The following is a 15,621-nucleotide window of genomic DNA, read 5'->3' on the forward strand; positions in this document are numbered from 1 at the left end:
TTATGCCTCCTCGCGGGTCATTAGAACATTGGCAAACTTATCGACATGAAACCGCCAGCCGGGGGGCACAACTGTGGTGCTGTCGGTCTGAAGCAGGATCGCGGGGCCGTCCATACAGTGCCCCACCGGGAATGACGCCCGGTCATAATAGGGGGTGTCAAATGTCTGCAATTCTTCTGCAATACGGAAGACACAGCGCCTCTGACCCACCGGTGTGGCGTCGCCCGTTACCGAGATTTCGGGCGGGGTGCCCAGCTTGTCCACTTCACCCAGACCGCGCACTTTGATGGTCACAATCTCGATCGGACTTGCTTCAAAAGCATGACCATATTCGGCGCGGTGGCGGTCATGAAAATCCTGCCAGACCTGTTCCAGCGCGGCGTCGTCCAATACCCCGTCGGGCATGTCGATCTTAAGCTCGTAGCCCTGCCCAACATATCGCAAATCACCTTCGCGCAACATCCGTCTTTTGGTATCCGGCACGCCGTCACGGTCAAAGATGCCGTTCAACTCGGCCTCCATGTTGTCAAAAAGCCCGGTCAGGCGCGCATGATCAACCGCGCCCTTGACGGCAAACGCAGTGCGCAGCGCGTGATATTCAAGGTCCGCTGTCAACAACCCCATTGCCGAAGTGATGCCGGGATGCGGCGGGATCAACACACGGCGCACGCCCAGCATGCCTGCCACTTCGGCGGCATGCAGCGGACCTGCCCCGCCAAACCCGCTGAGCGTGAAATCGCGCGGATCGATACCCTTTTGCACCGTGCGCGACCTGATGGCGTTGGCCATATTGGAATTCAGCACCGTCAGCGCGCCTTCGGCCGTTTCTTCCGGTGTGCGACCCAGTTGATCGGCAAGCGTCGTGATCACCCGACGCGCGGCTTCCACATCCAGCTTCATATCGCCACCAAGAAAATTCTCGGCCGCCAGGCGCCCCAGCAAGAGGTTGGCATCAGTCACGGTAGGCCTTTCACCACCTTTTCCATAGGCGGCAGGTCCCGGATCAGCGCCCGCACTTTCCGGACCGACCCGGAACGCACCCCCGCGATCCACATGGGCAATGGATCCGCCCCCGGCGCCGATAGTGTGAATGTCAATCATCGGCAACATCACCGGAAAACCGGCAATCGATGCACTTCGCGCATCCGCTTCGGTCAACCGTCCGTCCATAACGATACCGATATCCGCACTGGTCCCGCCGATATCGAGAGTAATCAGCCTGTTCGCGCCGATATGACTGCCAACCCATGCCCCGCCACGCACCCCTGCAACCAACCCCGACAATAGGGTGGAGGCGGGTTTTTGCGCAATCATCTCCGGTGTCGCCACACCTCCCGACGACGTCATCACACGGAGTTCACCCTTGAGGCCCTGCGCGGTCAGCTCTTCTTGTAGCTGCGTGATATAGCGACGCACTTTGGGTCCGATAAAGGCCGACATCGCACCGGTGGTGAAGCGCTCGAATTCGCGAAACTGCGGGGCGACATCGGACGATGTGGTTACGAAGACGTCCGGCATTTCCTCGCGCAGGATCTGGGCAGCGCGCTGTTCATGAGCCGGATTGACGTAAGAGAATAGGAAACCCACCAGCACCGCCTCGACGCCTTGTTCCAACAGCGTTCGCGCCGCGCTGCGCAGAGCGGCTTCATCCAGCGGGATCAGTTCCTGACCTGCCGCGTCCAGTCTGCCTGCAACAGTCTGCCTGTGGCGGCGCCGGATCAGCGGGCGGTTCTGCCAAGGCAGATCCTGCATGATCGAGTAGTGCTGCGGTCGCTGGTGGCGACCGATGTGCAGCACATCGCGAAAGCCTGCATTGGTGATCATGCCTGTGACGGCGCCGTCATGTTCCAGCATCGCGTTGGTTCCGACGGTTGTGCCATGAAACAACGAATCAATATCAGCCATTCTGATCCCGGCCTTCTCGCAGATTGCCTTGAGTCCGTTCACCACACCAATCGCTGGGTTTGCAGGGGTGGAGGACGTCTTGTGAATTGTCAGTTCCTGCTTTTCCAGATCGGCCAGAACAAAGTCCGTAAAAGTCCCGCCAACGTCCACGCCCAGCACGATCATTCTGTCTCTCCCTCTTCACGTTACGATGAGATTGATCCAAATGGATGTATCTTGCAAGAAAAATCCTGTACCAATGGTCAACAGGATCGCAATCGCATAAGAAATGACCCTATGAGTAAACAAGAAAAACTGGACGCCATATTTCAGTCCGACCTGCGGTACCTGATGCTAGTAAGTTACATCGTGCTGGGCAACAACGCGGTGACCAACCGGTATATTGAGCGAACCTATCAGATGCCTGTTCATGCGTGGTCCACGCTGTTTTCTGTCGTGATGTTCCCAGGCATTCGCGCCAAGGAGATCAAAGCGCTGTTCCCGCGCCCCCAAAACACGATCAGCCGCGCAGCATCGCTTCTGGAGGCACGCGGGCTGATCGAGCAGCGCATCTCGGCCACAGACGGGCGTGAGAAAAAGATGTTTGCAACGCCAGAGGGCGAGGATGTGTTGGCCAAGATTCGAGCCACGTCGGTGTTGCGGCAGGAAGAACTGTTCGCCCCTCTTTCAAAGCAGGAGCGCGAGACGTTCTTTGACCTTGCCCGCAAGATCGCCACCGGCTCCGGCTCCGGCCTGCTACACACCACTACTATGAAGCCCGCTACACATGTTACTCAGGAGATCTGAGATGCAATTGCCTGCCACGCCGTTCACCTGCCTTGACTGGGATGCCGTAACACCGCAGGAATATCCCGGCACCACCGGAACATCATACTGGCGCTGCTTTGACTCGGGCGATTTGCGGGTCCGCGTTGTTGATTATGGGCCTGATTTCCTGGCGGATCACTGGTGTGACCGTGGCCATGTCCTGCATGTGATCTCGGGGGAACTGGTGGTTGAACTGGCTGACGGCCGCGAAGTGCCGATGAAATCCGGCAACAGCTTTTGCGTGTCTAATAATGGTGATTCCGCGCACCGCGTGCGCACGACACAGGGCTGTCAGGTGTTTATCGTGGACTGACACACTGGTGTGTCTGGGAAGCATGCATTATTGTGGGGGGGGTAGTTCAAACAACAGCCGTGTTGCATAGATGGGTTCCAACATGCCCATATCGTGCTGGGCGGCGAAAGCTATGTCGCACTGGCGGAAGGGTTGCAGAATGCCCTTTGGACACTCGGAGGCGCACCTTACGACCATCGCACTGACAGTCTGTCGGCGGCGTTCAAGAACCTGGATAAATCCGCCCAGGCCGACCTCACGGACCGCTTCCAAGCCCTTTGCAGTTATTACGGCATGACGCCAACCCGCAACAACAAGGGCGTTGCACATGAGAACGGCTCCATTGAAAGCCCCAATGGGCACTTGAAGCGGGCGATCGAGGACGCGCTGATCATGCGCGGTTCACGCGACTTCGAGGGTTTATCTGCCTACCGACGCTTCATTGATGAGATTGTAGGGCGGATCAACGCGCGCAATGCAAAACGCATCGATGTTGAGCGGGCATGTCTGAAGCCTTTGCCTGCCGGTCGAACCACAGATTACGAAGAAGTCACACTGCGCGTCACATCCTCGGGAGGTTTCACTTTGCGCAAAGTGTTTTACACTGTGCCCTCTCGGCTGATCGGCCATCACCTGCGGATCCGCCTCTATGACGATCGTCTGGAGCTGTTTTTGGGGGGAACTGCTTTGATGACAGTGCCGCGTGGTCGTCCATCCAGTACTGGAAGTCATGGCCACGTGGTCAACTACCATCATGTCATTCATTCCCTGCGTAAGAAGCCCATGGCGTTGATGGGGCTGGTCTATCGGGATCAGTTGTTCCCGCGCAGAGCGTTCCGCGACATGTTCACAAGCCTTTTGGAAGAAGGCGGTGAGAAGGCGGCTTGCCGCATGACCGTCGACCTTCTGGCGTTAGCCCACGACCGTGGATGCGAGGCGGAACTGGCTGCCCAGATTGAGGAAGATCTGCGCCAGAAGCGTCCGCCTGACATAACTGCCTTGCGGGCACTCTTCGGTCCGTCAGAGAAAGCGCTTCCTCATGTCGAGGTGACACTTAACCTTGATGTATGTTTCGTCCATGCGCCAAGATACGGCGGTCGGCTTCTTGCGGGACTGAGCCTGTACCGCCATCAGAGGTGCAAACTTGACTACCCAACGGTTCAGCGTCCCATGATCAACATCAACGCCACGCTCCTCCATGATCTCTTCAAGATCACGGTACGAGACTGGGTAGCGAAGATAAAAGAAGACCGCGAAAAGGATCACGCCCTTCGGGAAGTGCATACCCTTGAAATCGATCATGGCTCTACATCCCTTACCCGTTATGGTTGCCCACAAACTATTGCGCCATTACGCGTCACCGCGAAAGACAAAAAACTTTGCGACAGAACCGCATGAAGAGGTCGGAACGCGCCCTACCCGAGACGGAATTCAGGCGGTGCGTTCGAAATTGGGCCTGCCAAGTTCGGTCATCTGGTTGAGCACGCGGACGCCAATCTTGGCTTCTGTTTTCTGATTTTCGAAGGTGCGCGCCTTGAGCTTGTGCCCGATGACAACCTTCCAACGGCCGATCTGCGTCTCGATGCGGCTGCGCTGATTATAGCCGGATGACTTCTGCCAAGCCATCCGACCGTGGGCAGCTATGGCGGCAATATGTTGGTCCCGAATGCTCGGGTTTTGAGCCGCGTCGGGGCCCAGGACCGCGTTCTTGGGTGGTAGGGTCGTGACCTTGATTGACGCGCCGAAGCGTTCGGTAAGAGCCTCAACTGTTGGCTTGAAGTGGTCTCGATACCGACGGAGGGAACAAAAAAAATTCCTTGGGAGTTATTGTTATTGTGAACCCGCAACTGAAAAGCCGATTACCGTTTAGGGGGGCACTGAGCATAAAGTAAAAAGGCGCCCCAAGGGGCGCCTTTTCCATCATAACCGTCGTATCAGTTCGACAGCGTGAACGGAGCGGAATAGTCGTCCAAGTTCTCTGGTGTGATTAACAGGCAATCGAACAGCTGCTTTTCATCCGCGACCATCGCTTCACCATTGGTGATGTAGTAGTCGGCTTGAATCACCGCTTCGCGGGAGAACACGGCGACCGGCTGCAGAACGGTGTAGGCCATTTCGCCCGCTGCAATTGACGCTACGGCATCAGGCGATCCGTCAAATCCGCCGACGACGACACCGTCGAGTGTTCCGGCCTCTTTCATTGCCGCAATCGCACCGAGCGCCATTTCGTCGTTGCCGGCGATCACTGCGTCGATTTCGGGGTTCGCCTGAATGATGGACTGCATTTTGGTGTAGCCCTGTGTGCGGTCCCAATTGGCGACTTCTTGTGCGACCTGCTCAAGGCCTGGATACTGCGACAACACGGTGTTGTAACCGTTGGACCTTGTGGCTGCGTTGTTGTCCGACGGGTTGCCGAAAAATTCCACGTATTTGGCTTCTTCGCCGACAAGACCCTGCCACGTCACCGCACCAAGAGCCGCGCCTTGTGCGTTGTTGGACACAAGCTGCGCAATCGCGATGCCGCTTTCATTGATTTCGGCGTTGACGAGGAACACAGGAATTCCCGCATCGGTTGCGCGACGCACGACCCCTATGGATCCGTCGGCATTTGCCGGATCAAGGATGATCGCGACCGCGCCGTTAGTGATTGCGGCATCGACGAGATTGGCTTCAACGTTAGTGTCACCTTTGTGGGCGGATACGGTAGCGTCATAGCCCAACTCTTCGGCGGTCGCCTTGGCCACTTCGCCTTCAGTGAACCAGTAAGGGTTCGCTGGATCGTTGACGATGATCGAGATCAGGCCATCGGCCCATGCAGATCCCGCCATCAATGGCAGCGTCGCGGCTGCAGCAAGTAGTGTGCGTTTTGTAAATTTCATCATAGTGGTCTTCTCCCTGGTTTGGTTTTTTGCCGGCTATCCGGCTGCTTTCGCGGTAGGTTTCTGGTTTGAAACCGCGCGAATTCGGTTGGGGGACCGCGCCGTTCTAGCGCGCCTTGCCCCCATACTGAATGGAATTGAGCATCACGGCGAGGACGATGACGGCACCGGTAAATACAGTCTGCCAATACGACGATACACCGATAATAACGAGGCCCGCGCCTAGAAAGACGATCACGAAGGCGCCCAGTAACGTGCCGCCCACGGTGCCGCGCCCACCCATCAAGGACGCACCACCCACAACGACGGCCGCGATGGCCGTCAGCTCGTAAGTCAATCCGGCGGTTGGGCCCGCGGACGTCAATTGCGAACTTAGCACGATACCCGCGATTGCGGCGCAAATACCTGACAAGACATAAACCGCGATCTGGACCTTTCTGATCGGCACGCCGGACAATTCGGCTGCGCGTGCATTGCCGCCTGTGGAATAAAGCCACCGCCCAAACGCTGACCTTGTCAGCAAAAGATAGACGCCCACGGCCACCACCGTCAGCACGAAAATGCTGATTGGCACACCCCAGATGCGGTAGAACCCGAGCCATTCAAATCCGGTGTTCCCGAACGAAGGATCACCCGATAGATTGTTGAAGGTCAGACCGTTCGTCATCAAGAGCGCGACGCCGCGCGCCACATACAAAGTACCCAACGTCGCGACGAACGCAGGCACGTTGAAGAAAGCAACAAGGACTCCGTTCACTACACCGACGAATGCACCCATGCACAGCGTCAGCATAACGACCGCCCAGACGGGGAAATAAATGATGACCCCCGAGGTTTCGAGTTCGACACCCTGCATCAGGTAGCCCGCGAAAACACCGCACAGCGCCAGCGTCGAGCCGACGGACAAATCGATGCCGCCCGACAGGATGACCAGCAACATGCCGATGGCCAGCAGCCCAAAAATCGCCACCTGAGATGACATGATCAGAAAGTTCGAAACGGAAAAATAGTTCTCCGACAGGAACGAGAAGATCACGATGATGGTGATCAGCGCAAAGAATGCACGCCCTTCCAGCAGCAGAGGAACGAGGCTGAACCCCCGCAACTTGCTAGGTTTGGAGGCGGTCCGCACCGTTCCCGCTTCAGACATTGTGTGTTCTCCCTTGCTGTCGGTCATACGATCATGCTTTCGCCCGAGGCTGCCATGATCGCCTCTTTTGAAATATCTTTGGTGAATTCCGCCGCAATCCGACCACGCCGCATCACGATGACACGATGCGCGATGGCTAAACATTCGGTGACTTCGGATGTGGTGTAGACGACAGCCATGCCAGCCTTGGCACGTTCGGCTAAAATTCGGAACACTTCAGCCTTGGCGCCGATGTCGATGCCGCGGCTGGGTTCATCGAGCAGTATGACCGATGGCTTCGTGGCCAACATCTTGCCGATAACGACCTTTTGCTGATTGCCACCCGATAGTGATCCGATGGGTGCATTCGGTCCATCCGTCTTAACGGTCACTTCGGCGATGGAGCGATCGATGATCTGGTTTTCCGTCTTTGGCCGGATCATCATGTTCTTGGTGAAATTTCCGATGGAGGCAAGGGACAGGTTGCGCCCGACGCTCATGGTTTGAACCAGCCCGTCACGTTGCCGGTCCTCTGGCACCAGAACCAATCCCGCAGCGATTCGCCGTGCGATCGTGAGGTGGGAGATATCTTCACCATGAAGCAAAATTCGTCCGCCACTTGGCGCAAGCCGTCCCGCTACAGATTCCATCATTTCCGTGCGGCCCGCGCCCATCAACCCGTAGATGCAAACAACCTCACCGGTGGATACCGACAAATCCATGGCATCAACGGCCAATCCCGCCCCAGAAGCGGCAGGGACGCTCAGCCCTTCAAGCTGAAGCGCGGGGGCGCCCAATGCGCTGTCGGGCGGGCTGCCGAGGTCGAAATTATCGCCGACCATATTGTGCACAATCCATTCAAGGTCGACTTCAGAGCGCGGGGCCGCAGCCGTCATGACGCCGTCGCGCAGCACAACGGCGTGATCGGTGATCGTCAGCGCTTCTTCCAAATGGTGTGAGATGTAAACGATGCTGACACCACGCGCTTTAAGGTCGTGAATGACCTTGAACAACACATCCACCTCGGACGCGGACAGCGCCGATGTTGGTTCATCCATAATCAGGATACGTGAGTTGACGGAAAGTGCGCGGGCGATCTCGACAATCTGCTGCTGGCCAAGGCGCAAATTCTCGACCGGGGTCAGCGGATCAATGTCTTCTTCCAGTTCCAGCATCAGGGCGCGGGCCTGACGTTCCTGTTCGGCGTACTTTACTCCGAAAGGCCCAGTGATCTCGCGCCCCATAAAGATATTGTCGCGCACGGTCATGTTGGGAGCAAGCGACAGTTCCTGATGGATAATCGAGATGCCCAGATCTCGCGCTACGACGGTCGACGTGATTTCGACCGGCTTTCCGTCGAGGATCAGCTCCCCCGAGGTAGGTAACAGAACACCCGACAAAACTTTCATCAATGTTGATTTGCCAGCGCCGTTCTCGCCGAATAACGTCGTGACCTGTCCGCGATGTACGTCAAAATTGACACCCTTCAGCGCCTGCACGGCCCCGAAGCGTTTCGAAACATTGAGCGCGGCAAGGACCACGTCACCGGTGTCGGCCGTGGCGCAATCAGTTTGCGGAGCGGAGTGGGCGATCATCAATCCACCTCGATTGAAACCGGCGTCACGAGCCAGTTCTTGGCGTTGATCATCGTGAACACACCCGTCACGGAAATGGTTTCCCCACTCAACGTCTCGCGGTCGATGTCCGACAGGGTTTCAGCGGCCATCGCGCGGTTGATGCCCGCGCCGGCGTCTTGATACTCGATCTGGTTGGTGAACGCCCCGAAATCGATGTCGCCGGGAATATCGCGCAATTCTGTGCCATTGATCGCTGGGCCCGTCTGGACCCGCACAGTCATGCCATCGGGCAATCCGGCGATATCGACGCCAAAGATGCCGGACCGCCCTTCGCCTGCCACCCCTGTAAAGGCCACGGGCAGGACTGGAAATGCCCCCGCCACTGTGCCGTAGGTCTCGATGGCGGCCTGTTTGTCGGCGTCCAGCTCGGTCGCCAGAGTCACGGCATCCGGTGCGCGGTCAATGACCAACGCCTGGATGCGCGGAAATTCGGTTTCTCCAAATGCATCGGGGTCGAACGCCTGCTGGCGCAGATCACCAGAAGAGCCGATCCGAACGACGGTGGTATCGAAGGCAATTACCACGGTCACGGCCAGCACACCGGCAGCAAGGATCAAAAGGCGTCTTTTCCCAGTGAACCAGCTATTGGATTTTGTGGCTGTTCTGGCCATTGCGTCGTCCCCTCCCTTTAAATTTCGAACCCTGCGCTTGCGCTGCTTTGGTGCGACACCCCTGCCGATGGCAGGGGTTGTCTCATCTCGAAAACCGTAAGTGAAAAAAATTTCGTTGTCTGCAAAAAAATTCACACTCTGCAAATTTTTGTGCTAGATATCTGATGAAATGCGTATCCCACATAACGATAGGCCCTTGTAAGAAAGACAGCGAATGGCATCGAAAAGACCCTCACAGCCGACGAAGCCCCAATCTGACCCGTATTTTCAGGTATGACCGAATCGTCTGATCTCATCATCGGCATCGACGCGGGAACGTCAGTCATCAAGGCCGTCGCGTTTGATCTGAAAGGTCGTCAAGTCGGCGTGGCCTCGGTGCTAAACAGCTATCAATCGGGAAAAGACGGCGCGGCCACGCAAGACCTAGCGCAGACCTGGAGCGATTGCATCACTGCCTTGCGCGGGTTGGTTGATAAGATCGAAGGCGTTGCGAGCCGCGTCGTGGCGATCGGCGTGACCGGACAGGGCGACGGCACTTGGCTGGTCGGGGCGGACAATGCCCCGGTCTGCGATGCGTGGCTTTGGCTGGATGCCCGCGCGGCCCCCACCGTTACCCGATTGGCCGATGACGCAAGCGAGCGCGCTCGGTTTGAGGCGACAGGCACCGGGCTGAACACTTGCCAGCAGGGCAGCCAGCTTGCCCACATGTTACACCACCACCCCGATATGCTGAACCGCGCTGAGGTTGCGTTACATTGCAAGGATTGGCTATTCCTGAACCTAACCGGTGTCCGGGCGACAGACCCCTCAGAGGCCAGCTTCACCTTCGGCGACTTTCGCGACCGCCTCTATAGCGATACGGTCATCGAGGCCCTAGGGCTGTCAAAACAGCGCCGCCTGCTGCCCGAAATTCTGGACGGCACGCAACAAACGCATCCGTTGGGTGCTGACGCAGCAGCGGCGACGGGGTTGCGCACGGGAACGCCAGTATCTCTGGGATATGTCGATATGGTCATGACGGCGCTGGGTGCGGGCGTCTACACTGGTGATGCGGGTTCGGCCTGTTCAACGATCGGGTCCACGGGCGTGCATATGAGGGCCGTGACGTCGGATAATGTTCAACTGAACGATCAGGGAACGGGCTATATCATCTGCCTGCCGGTGCCGGACATGGTAGCGCAGGTTCAGACCAATATGGCCGCCACCTTGAACATCGACTGGGCGCTGGCCTTGGCCGGTGATCTTTTGCGCGACCTTGGCCTGCCGCAGGATGACAATCTCGTCGACTACCTCGACACGTGGATCGCCCGGGGCGCCCCAGCGGCGCTGATGTATCACCCTTATATTTCCGAGGCGGGTGAACGCGGCCCATTTGTGAACGCCGACGCGCGCGCAAGCCTGATCGGCTTGAACTCGACGCACCGCTTTCCCGACATGATCCGCGCCATCGTTGACGGCCTCGCCATGGCGACCCGCGATTGTTATGCCGCGATGGGCTCGATGCCGGCCGAACTGCGTGTGACGGGTGGGGCGGCGCGGTCCACCGAATTGCGCAAGATTCTCGCCAGTGCGCTGAACACTCCCGTGCGCGTGTCCTCCCGCGACGAAGCCGGTGCCGCGGGCTGCGCCATGATGGCCGCCGTCGCGATCGGCGCCTACGCCGACATGGACGCCTGTATCGCGGACTGGACGACGCCCCTTTTGGGCACGCCCGAACCCGCCGATCCAACCCTCGTTGCGGTATACGACCAGCATTTCGAAACCTACCGCGCCACGCGCCAGACTTTGCTCCCCATCTGGGACAGCCTGGCCGCACAGCGCCTCGTTTAAGGAGCAATTTTATGACGAATATTCCAACGGTGGACCTTTTTGTCATTGGCGGAGGCATCAACGGCGCCGGCTTTGCGCGCGACGCAGCCGGTCGCGGCCTCAGTGTGGTGCTATGCGAGAAGGACGATCTGGCCGAAGGCACATCGTCGCGGTCCGGCAAGCTGGTCCATGGTGGTCTTCGCTATCTGGAGTATTACGAATTCCGGTTGGTGCGCGAGGCGCTGATCGAACGTGAAATCCTGATGAACAACGCGCCCCACATCATCTGGCCCATGCGCTTCGTTCTGCCGCACAGCCCTCAGGACCGCCCCGCGTGGCTCGTCCGGCTGGGGCTGTTCTTGTATGACAATCTGGGCGGGCGCAAAAAACTGCCCGGCACCCGCACTCTGAACCTTCACCGCGACCCCGAGGGGGCCTCGATCAAGGATGCCTTTAAAAAGGGCTTCGAGTACTCCGATTGCTGGGTCGATGATGCCCGCCTCGTGATCCTGAATGCGGTGGACGCAGGCGAACGCGGCGCGACTGTGTTGACCCGCAGTGCCTGCACGTCGGCTCGCCGCGAAGGCGATGTCTGGTGTGTAACCACCACCAATTCGGTCACCGGACAAATCCTCGAGTTCAAGGCCAAGGTCCTCGTCAACGCGGCGGGTCCATGGGTCACAGATGTAGTGACACGCGTGGCGGGATCCAATTCCGCGCGCAACGTGCGACTGGTCAAGGGCAGTCACATCATTGTGCCTAAATTCTGGAAGGGGGAGCATGCCTATCTGGTGCAAAACCACGACAAGCGCGTGATTTTCATCAACCCATACGAGGGTGACAAGGCTCTCATCGGCACAACGGACAAACCCTACGAAGGACATGCCGAAGACGTCGCCGCAGGCGAGGATGAAATCCTGTATCTGATCGACGCTGTGAACCGCTATTTTAAGGAACAGCTGACCCGAGACGATGTGTTGTCCACCTTCTCCGGTGTCAGGCCGTTGTTTGATGACGGCAAGGGCAACCCGTCCGCCGTGACCCGCGATTACGTTTTCGACCTCGAAGAGGCCGGTGGTGCGCCGATGCTGAATATCTTCGGCGGTAAAATCACCACGTTTCGCGAACTAGCCGAACGCGGGATGCACAAGATCGCGAAATTCTTTCCCGATTTAGGCCCGGATTGGACCGATGCGGCCCCCCTGCCCGGCGGTGACATGAAAGACGCAGATTACGACACGTTCTGCGGCACGCTTAAAATAGATTTTCCATGGATGTCGCGCGGTCTGCGGCGTCACTACGGGCGGCTCTACGGCACTAGGGTTGCGTCCGTGGTCGGGGATGCAAAATCCGTCGACGGGTTGGGACGCCACTTTGGCGGCACCCTTTACGAGGCCGAGGTGAACTATCTGCTGGCCCACGAATGGGCTCAGACTGCCGAGGATATTCTGTGGCGGCGCACCAAACATCGGTTGCACCTGAGCGATGCCGAACAATCTGCGTTCACCGAATGGTTCGATCACACAAGATCGCAGGCAGCCTGACATGCCGCTGTCGCTGTCGCTGAACACCAATCCGCTGGTCAATCGGTTTGCCGAACCCGATGATCTGATCGACACAATCGCGCGCGATATCCGCATCCGCGACATCCAGCTGACCCATGAGTTCATCAACCCGAGCTGGCCTGCCGCCGTAATTCGCCGCCTGACCCGCGACATGGATCGAGCGTTGCAGCGCACAGGCGCGCGGGTGACGTCTGGCATGACCGGCCCCTTCGGACGACTGAACCATTTCGGCCATCCCGACGTGGACGTGCGCCGTTATTATGTCGATTGGTTCAAGACGTTCGCGGACATCGTCGGCGATCTGGGAGCCACATCCGTCGGCACGCAGTTCGCCATTTTCACCTACAAGGACTTTGACGATCCCGCCCGCCGCGAGCGCCTGATCGAGATCGCGATCGATTGCTGGGCCGAGGTGGCGGACCACGCCAAATCCGCTGGGCTAGACTACCTGTTTTGGGAACCAATGAGCGTGGGCCGCGAGTTTGGCGAAACGATCGTGCAAAGCTTAGCTTTGCAAGACAGGCTCACTGCCGCTGGTATGGCAATCCCCATGTGGATGATGGCCGATATCGACCATGGCGATGTGACCTCGGACAATCCTGACGATACCGACCCCTTCGCCTGGGCGCGGGCGGTTCCACACGTCAGCCCAATCATTCACATCAAGCAATCGATGATGGACAAATCCGGCCACCGCCCGTTCACTGCCGCGTTCAACGAAAAGGGAGCGATTCAGCCCGCACCGCTGTTGAAAGCACTCAACGACAGTGGTGCTGCTGACAACGAAATTTGCCTTGAGCTGTCGTTCAAGGAACGCGAACCGAGTGACCGTCAGGTGGTGTCCGACATTGCCGAAAGTGTCGCATTTTGGGCCCCCCATATCGATAGCGGAGTTGAGGATTTGAAACTATAGATGCGGTTTGTCACTGGTCTAAAATGGCGTGTCTGACACCCGTTCCGAGCTGAAAAAGGACGTATCATCATGGTAAAAGATCGCCTTTCAGATCATGCCGAGCATTCGCTCGCGATTCGTGCGGCATGGCTGCACTACGTCGGCGGACTTCGCCAGGCCGAGGTCGCCAAACGCATCGGCGTCACATCCCTCAAGGCGCACCGTCTGATTGCACGAGCCGTGTCCGAAGGTGCGGTAAAAGTCAGCATTGAGGGTGAGATTGTGGAATGCCTTGAGCTTGAGGCCGCGATGACCGCCCGCTTTGGTCTCGAAGTCTGCGAAATCGCGCCAGACCTTGGCGAAGACGGGGTTCCGTTCCGAACGCTGGCCCTTGCGGGGGCGGCGTTTTTGCGGCGTTGGTCGGTTAGCAGTGATGCGTTGACCATCGGCATCGGGCATGGCCGTACGCTGGCCGAAGCGGTCCGCGCGATGCCGGGGTTCAAGACGAACAAGATAAGCTTCGTGTCCCTACTGGGCGGACTGACCCGAAATTTTGCGGCCAACCCCCACGACGTGATGCACCTTCTGGCCGAAAAGACCGGCGCGCGCGCCTATGTACTGCCCGTGCCGTTTTTTGCCAACTCTGCCGAGGATCGCGAGGTTCTGCTAGCCCAACGCGGCGTTAAGGAGGTGTTCGGGATCGCTGAGAATGCGGAGCTAAAATTCGTCGGAATCGGCACGGTGGGTGATGATACGCAGCTGGTGAACTCGGGCATGATTGAACCTGCCGAGATCGAGGAAATTTCACGCGCGGGCGGTGTAGCCGAAATGTTGGGCCATTTCTTTGACAGTGACGGGGTCGCGCTGGAAACACCCCTCATCTCTCGCACGTTGGCCGTGTCTCTGGACGAAGGGCGTAAGGATCGCGTCTTTGCACTGGCCGGCGGCCCCGAAAAGGAGGCCCCGTTGCGTGCGATCCTGAAGAGTGGGCGCCTTTCGGGGTTGATCACGGACGAGCGCACCGCGCGGGCGCTACTCGCCGAGTGATCCGTCAGTACTCCAGCGCCATCGCCGCAAGCGACTTGGCGCGGATGTTTTCAGCCTGCCCTGAAGTTCCGAACGCCTCGAATTTCAGGATACTTTGATCGCGCATCATGTCCATCGCGGGTTTGAGGTATTTGCGCGGATCGAATTCGTCGGGCGCAGTCACCAGCGTCTTGCGGATCGCTGCCGTGGCCGCTAGCCGCAGATCAGTGTCGATGTTCACCTTACGTACCCCGTTGCGAATGCCGCGTTGTATCTCCTCAAGCGGCACACCCCACGTCGGTTTGATGTCGCCGCCAAATTCATTGATCTGTTCGCGCAGAAACTCTGGGACGGAGGAGGATCCGTGCATGACCAAATGGGTGTCTGGAAGTTTCTTGTGGATTGCCTCGATCACGTCCATCGCCAGAACTTCCCCGTCGGGTTTTCGGGTGAATTTATAAGCGCCGTGGCTGGTCCCCATCGCGACGGCCAGCGCATCGACGCCGGTTTCGGCCACGAACCGCGCCGCCTCGTCCGGGTCGGTCAGCAATTGATCGTGCGACAGTTTCTCGGTCGCGCCATGCCCGTCTTCCTGATCGCCCATACCGGTTTCGAGCGACCCAAGGATGCCCAGTTCTCCTTCGACCGACACGCCCGCAGCGTGAGCCATCTGCACCACCTGCCGCGTGATACTGACGTTATATTCATAGTCTGCGGGCGTCGTCCCATCCGCGCCCAAAGACCCGTCCATCATTACCGACGTAAATCCGTGCTGGACCGCCGTGACGCACGACGCAAGCGTGCTGCCGTGATCCAGATGCATACAGACGGGAATGTGGGGATAGATTTCGACGAGCGCATCGATCAATTTTGCCAGCACCGTGTCGTTGGCATAGACCCGTGCTCCGCGGCTGGCCTGAAGAATGACCGGCGCGCCCACTTTGTCGGCGGCTGCCATGATAGCCAGCCCCTGTTCCATGTTGGACATATTGAATGCGGGCACCGCATAACCGTTGGTGGCCGCATGATCGAGGAGTTGGCGAAGTGTGATACGGGACATGTGAATTTC

The 15,621-nt window shown here is 58.3% G+C and carries 13 protein-coding genes and 2 pseudogenes; 7 read left to right on the forward strand and 8 right to left on the reverse strand.

Annotated elements, in window-relative coordinates; translation table 11 throughout:
• Nucleotides 1-2,070 (reverse strand): hydantoinase/oxoprolinase family protein, encoded by a 2,070-nt coding sequence (locus OA238_RS23145; protein ID WP_015497085.1) that lies wholly within the window; start codon nt 2,068-2,070, stop codon nt 1-3.
• A 111-nt stretch (nt 2,071-2,181) separates the two neighbouring features.
• Between OA238_RS23145 and OA238_RS23150 the strand changes: the two genes are divergently transcribed.
• The 3 genes and pseudogenes from OA238_RS23150 to OA238_RS34180 all read left to right on the forward strand — a co-directional run.
• Complete coding sequence (locus tag OA238_RS23150) at nt 2,182-2,691, forward strand: MarR family winged helix-turn-helix transcriptional regulator (protein ID WP_187293104.1); 510 nt, start codon at nt 2,182-2,184, stop codon at nt 2,689-2,691.
• A gap of 1 nt (nt 2,692) precedes the next feature.
• A complete protein-coding gene (locus tag OA238_RS23155) occupies nt 2,693-3,025 on the forward strand; it encodes a DHCW motif cupin fold protein (RefSeq protein ID WP_015497087.1) in 333 nt (110 codons plus the stop codon).
• A 72-nt stretch (nt 3,026-3,097) separates the two neighbouring features.
• Nucleotides 3,098-4,060 (forward strand): annotated as a pseudogene (locus OA238_RS34180) (Mu transposase domain-containing protein); the annotation flags it as partial.
• On the opposite strand, the pseudogene OA238_RS30715 reads toward OA238_RS34180, so the two are convergent.
• From OA238_RS30715 to OA238_RS23185, 6 genes and pseudogenes are all read right to left on the reverse strand, one after another.
• Nucleotides 4,058-4,306 (reverse strand): annotated as a pseudogene (locus tag OA238_RS30715) (IS6 family transposase); the annotation flags it as partial. The pseudogenes OA238_RS34180 and OA238_RS30715 sit on opposite strands and share 3 nt — an antisense overlap.
• Nucleotides 4,307-4,435: 129 nt before the next feature.
• Complete coding sequence (locus OA238_RS33110) at nt 4,436-4,630, reverse strand: hypothetical protein (protein WP_187293105.1); 195 nt, start codon at nt 4,628-4,630, stop codon at nt 4,436-4,438.
• A 308-nt stretch (nt 4,631-4,938) separates the two neighbouring features.
• Complete coding sequence (locus OA238_RS23170) at nt 4,939-5,886, reverse strand: D-ribose ABC transporter substrate-binding protein (protein ID WP_015497088.1); 948 nt, start codon at nt 5,884-5,886, stop codon at nt 4,939-4,941.
• A gap of 103 nt (nt 5,887-5,989) precedes the next feature.
• Nucleotides 5,990-7,033 (reverse strand): ABC transporter permease, encoded by a 1,044-nt coding sequence (locus tag OA238_RS23175; RefSeq protein WP_015497089.1) that lies wholly within the window; start codon nt 7,031-7,033, stop codon nt 5,990-5,992.
• A 23-nt stretch (nt 7,034-7,056) separates the two neighbouring features.
• On the reverse strand, nt 7,057-8,607 hold the full coding sequence (locus OA238_RS23180) for a sugar ABC transporter ATP-binding protein (RefSeq protein ID WP_015497090.1): 1,551 nt from the start codon (nt 8,605-8,607) through the stop codon (nt 7,057-7,059).
• A complete protein-coding gene (locus OA238_RS23185) occupies nt 8,607-9,260 on the reverse strand; it encodes a DUF2291 family protein (protein WP_015497091.1) in 654 nt (217 codons plus the stop codon). The genes OA238_RS23180 and OA238_RS23185 overlap by 1 nt, the downstream gene beginning before the upstream one ends.
• Before the next feature lie 273 nt (nt 9,261-9,533).
• Between OA238_RS23185 and OA238_RS23190 the strand changes: the two genes are divergently transcribed.
• The 4 genes from OA238_RS23190 to OA238_RS23205 all read left to right on the forward strand — a co-directional run bounded on the left by OA238_RS23190 (nt 9,534) and on the right by OA238_RS23205 (nt 14,573).
• Nucleotides 9,534-11,090, forward strand: a complete 1,557-nt coding sequence (locus OA238_RS23190; RefSeq protein ID WP_015497092.1) for an FGGY-family carbohydrate kinase — start codon at nt 9,534-9,536, stop codon at nt 11,088-11,090.
• Nucleotides 11,091-11,101: 11 nt separating this feature from the next.
• Nucleotides 11,102-12,613: a glycerol-3-phosphate dehydrogenase gene (locus OA238_RS23195; RefSeq protein ID WP_015497093.1), complete on the forward strand. Its 1,512-nt coding sequence runs from the start codon at nt 11,102-11,104 to the stop codon at nt 12,611-12,613.
• A 1-nt stretch (nt 12,614) separates the two neighbouring features.
• On the forward strand, nt 12,615-13,547 hold the full coding sequence (locus OA238_RS23200; RefSeq protein ID WP_015497094.1) for a sugar phosphate isomerase/epimerase family protein: 933 nt from the start codon (nt 12,615-12,617) through the stop codon (nt 13,545-13,547).
• A 69-nt stretch (nt 13,548-13,616) separates the two neighbouring features.
• Nucleotides 13,617-14,573, forward strand: a complete 957-nt coding sequence (locus OA238_RS23205) for a sugar-binding transcriptional regulator (protein WP_015497095.1) — start codon at nt 13,617-13,619, stop codon at nt 14,571-14,573.
• Between the two features lie 4 nt (nt 14,574-14,577).
• On the opposite strand, the gene fba is transcribed toward OA238_RS23205, so the two are convergent.
• Complete coding sequence (gene fba / locus OA238_RS23210; RefSeq protein WP_015497096.1) at nt 14,578-15,612, reverse strand: class II fructose-bisphosphate aldolase; 1,035 nt, start codon at nt 15,610-15,612, stop codon at nt 14,578-14,580.
• Nucleotides 15,613-15,621 lie beyond the last annotated feature (9 nt).

It is taken from the genome of Octadecabacter arcticus 238 (genome assembly GCF_000155735.2).
Lineage (GTDB): Bacteria > Pseudomonadota > Alphaproteobacteria > Rhodobacterales > Rhodobacteraceae > Octadecabacter > Octadecabacter arcticus.

Coding starts and splice junctions, on each gene's coding strand:
- OA238_RS23145 (WP_015497085.1), bottom strand. CDS start 2,070: ATGATCGTGCTGGGCGTGGACGTTGGCGGGACTTTTACGGACTTTGTT.
- OA238_RS23150 (WP_187293104.1), top strand. CDS start 2,182: ATGAGTAAACAAGAAAAACTGGACGCCATATTTCAGTCCGACCTGCGG.
- OA238_RS23155 (WP_015497087.1), top strand. CDS start 2,693: ATGCAATTGCCTGCCACGCCGTTCACCTGCCTTGACTGGGATGCCGTA.
- OA238_RS33110 (WP_187293105.1), bottom strand. CDS start 4,630: ATGGCTTGGCAGAAGTCATCCGGCTATAATCAGCGCAGCCGCATCGAG.
- OA238_RS23170 (WP_015497088.1), bottom strand. CDS start 5,886: ATGATGAAATTTACAAAACGCACACTACTTGCTGCAGCCGCGACGCTG.
- OA238_RS23175 (WP_015497089.1), bottom strand. CDS start 7,033: ATGTCTGAAGCGGGAACGGTGCGGACCGCCTCCAAACCTAGCAAGTTG.
- OA238_RS23180 (WP_015497090.1), bottom strand. CDS start 8,607: ATGATCGCCCACTCCGCTCCGCAAACTGATTGCGCCACGGCCGACACC.
- OA238_RS23185 (WP_015497091.1), bottom strand. CDS start 9,260: ATGGCCAGAACAGCCACAAAATCCAATAGCTGGTTCACTGGGAAAAGA.
- OA238_RS23190 (WP_015497092.1), top strand. CDS start 9,534: ATGACCGAATCGTCTGATCTCATCATCGGCATCGACGCGGGAACGTCA.
- OA238_RS23195 (WP_015497093.1), top strand. CDS start 11,102: ATGACGAATATTCCAACGGTGGACCTTTTTGTCATTGGCGGAGGCATC.
- OA238_RS23200 (WP_015497094.1), top strand. CDS start 12,615: ATGCCGCTGTCGCTGTCGCTGAACACCAATCCGCTGGTCAATCGGTTT.
- OA238_RS23205 (WP_015497095.1), top strand. CDS start 13,617: ATGGTAAAAGATCGCCTTTCAGATCATGCCGAGCATTCGCTCGCGATT.
- fba (WP_015497096.1), bottom strand. CDS start 15,612: ATGTCCCGTATCACACTTCGCCAACTCCTCGATCATGCGGCCACCAAC.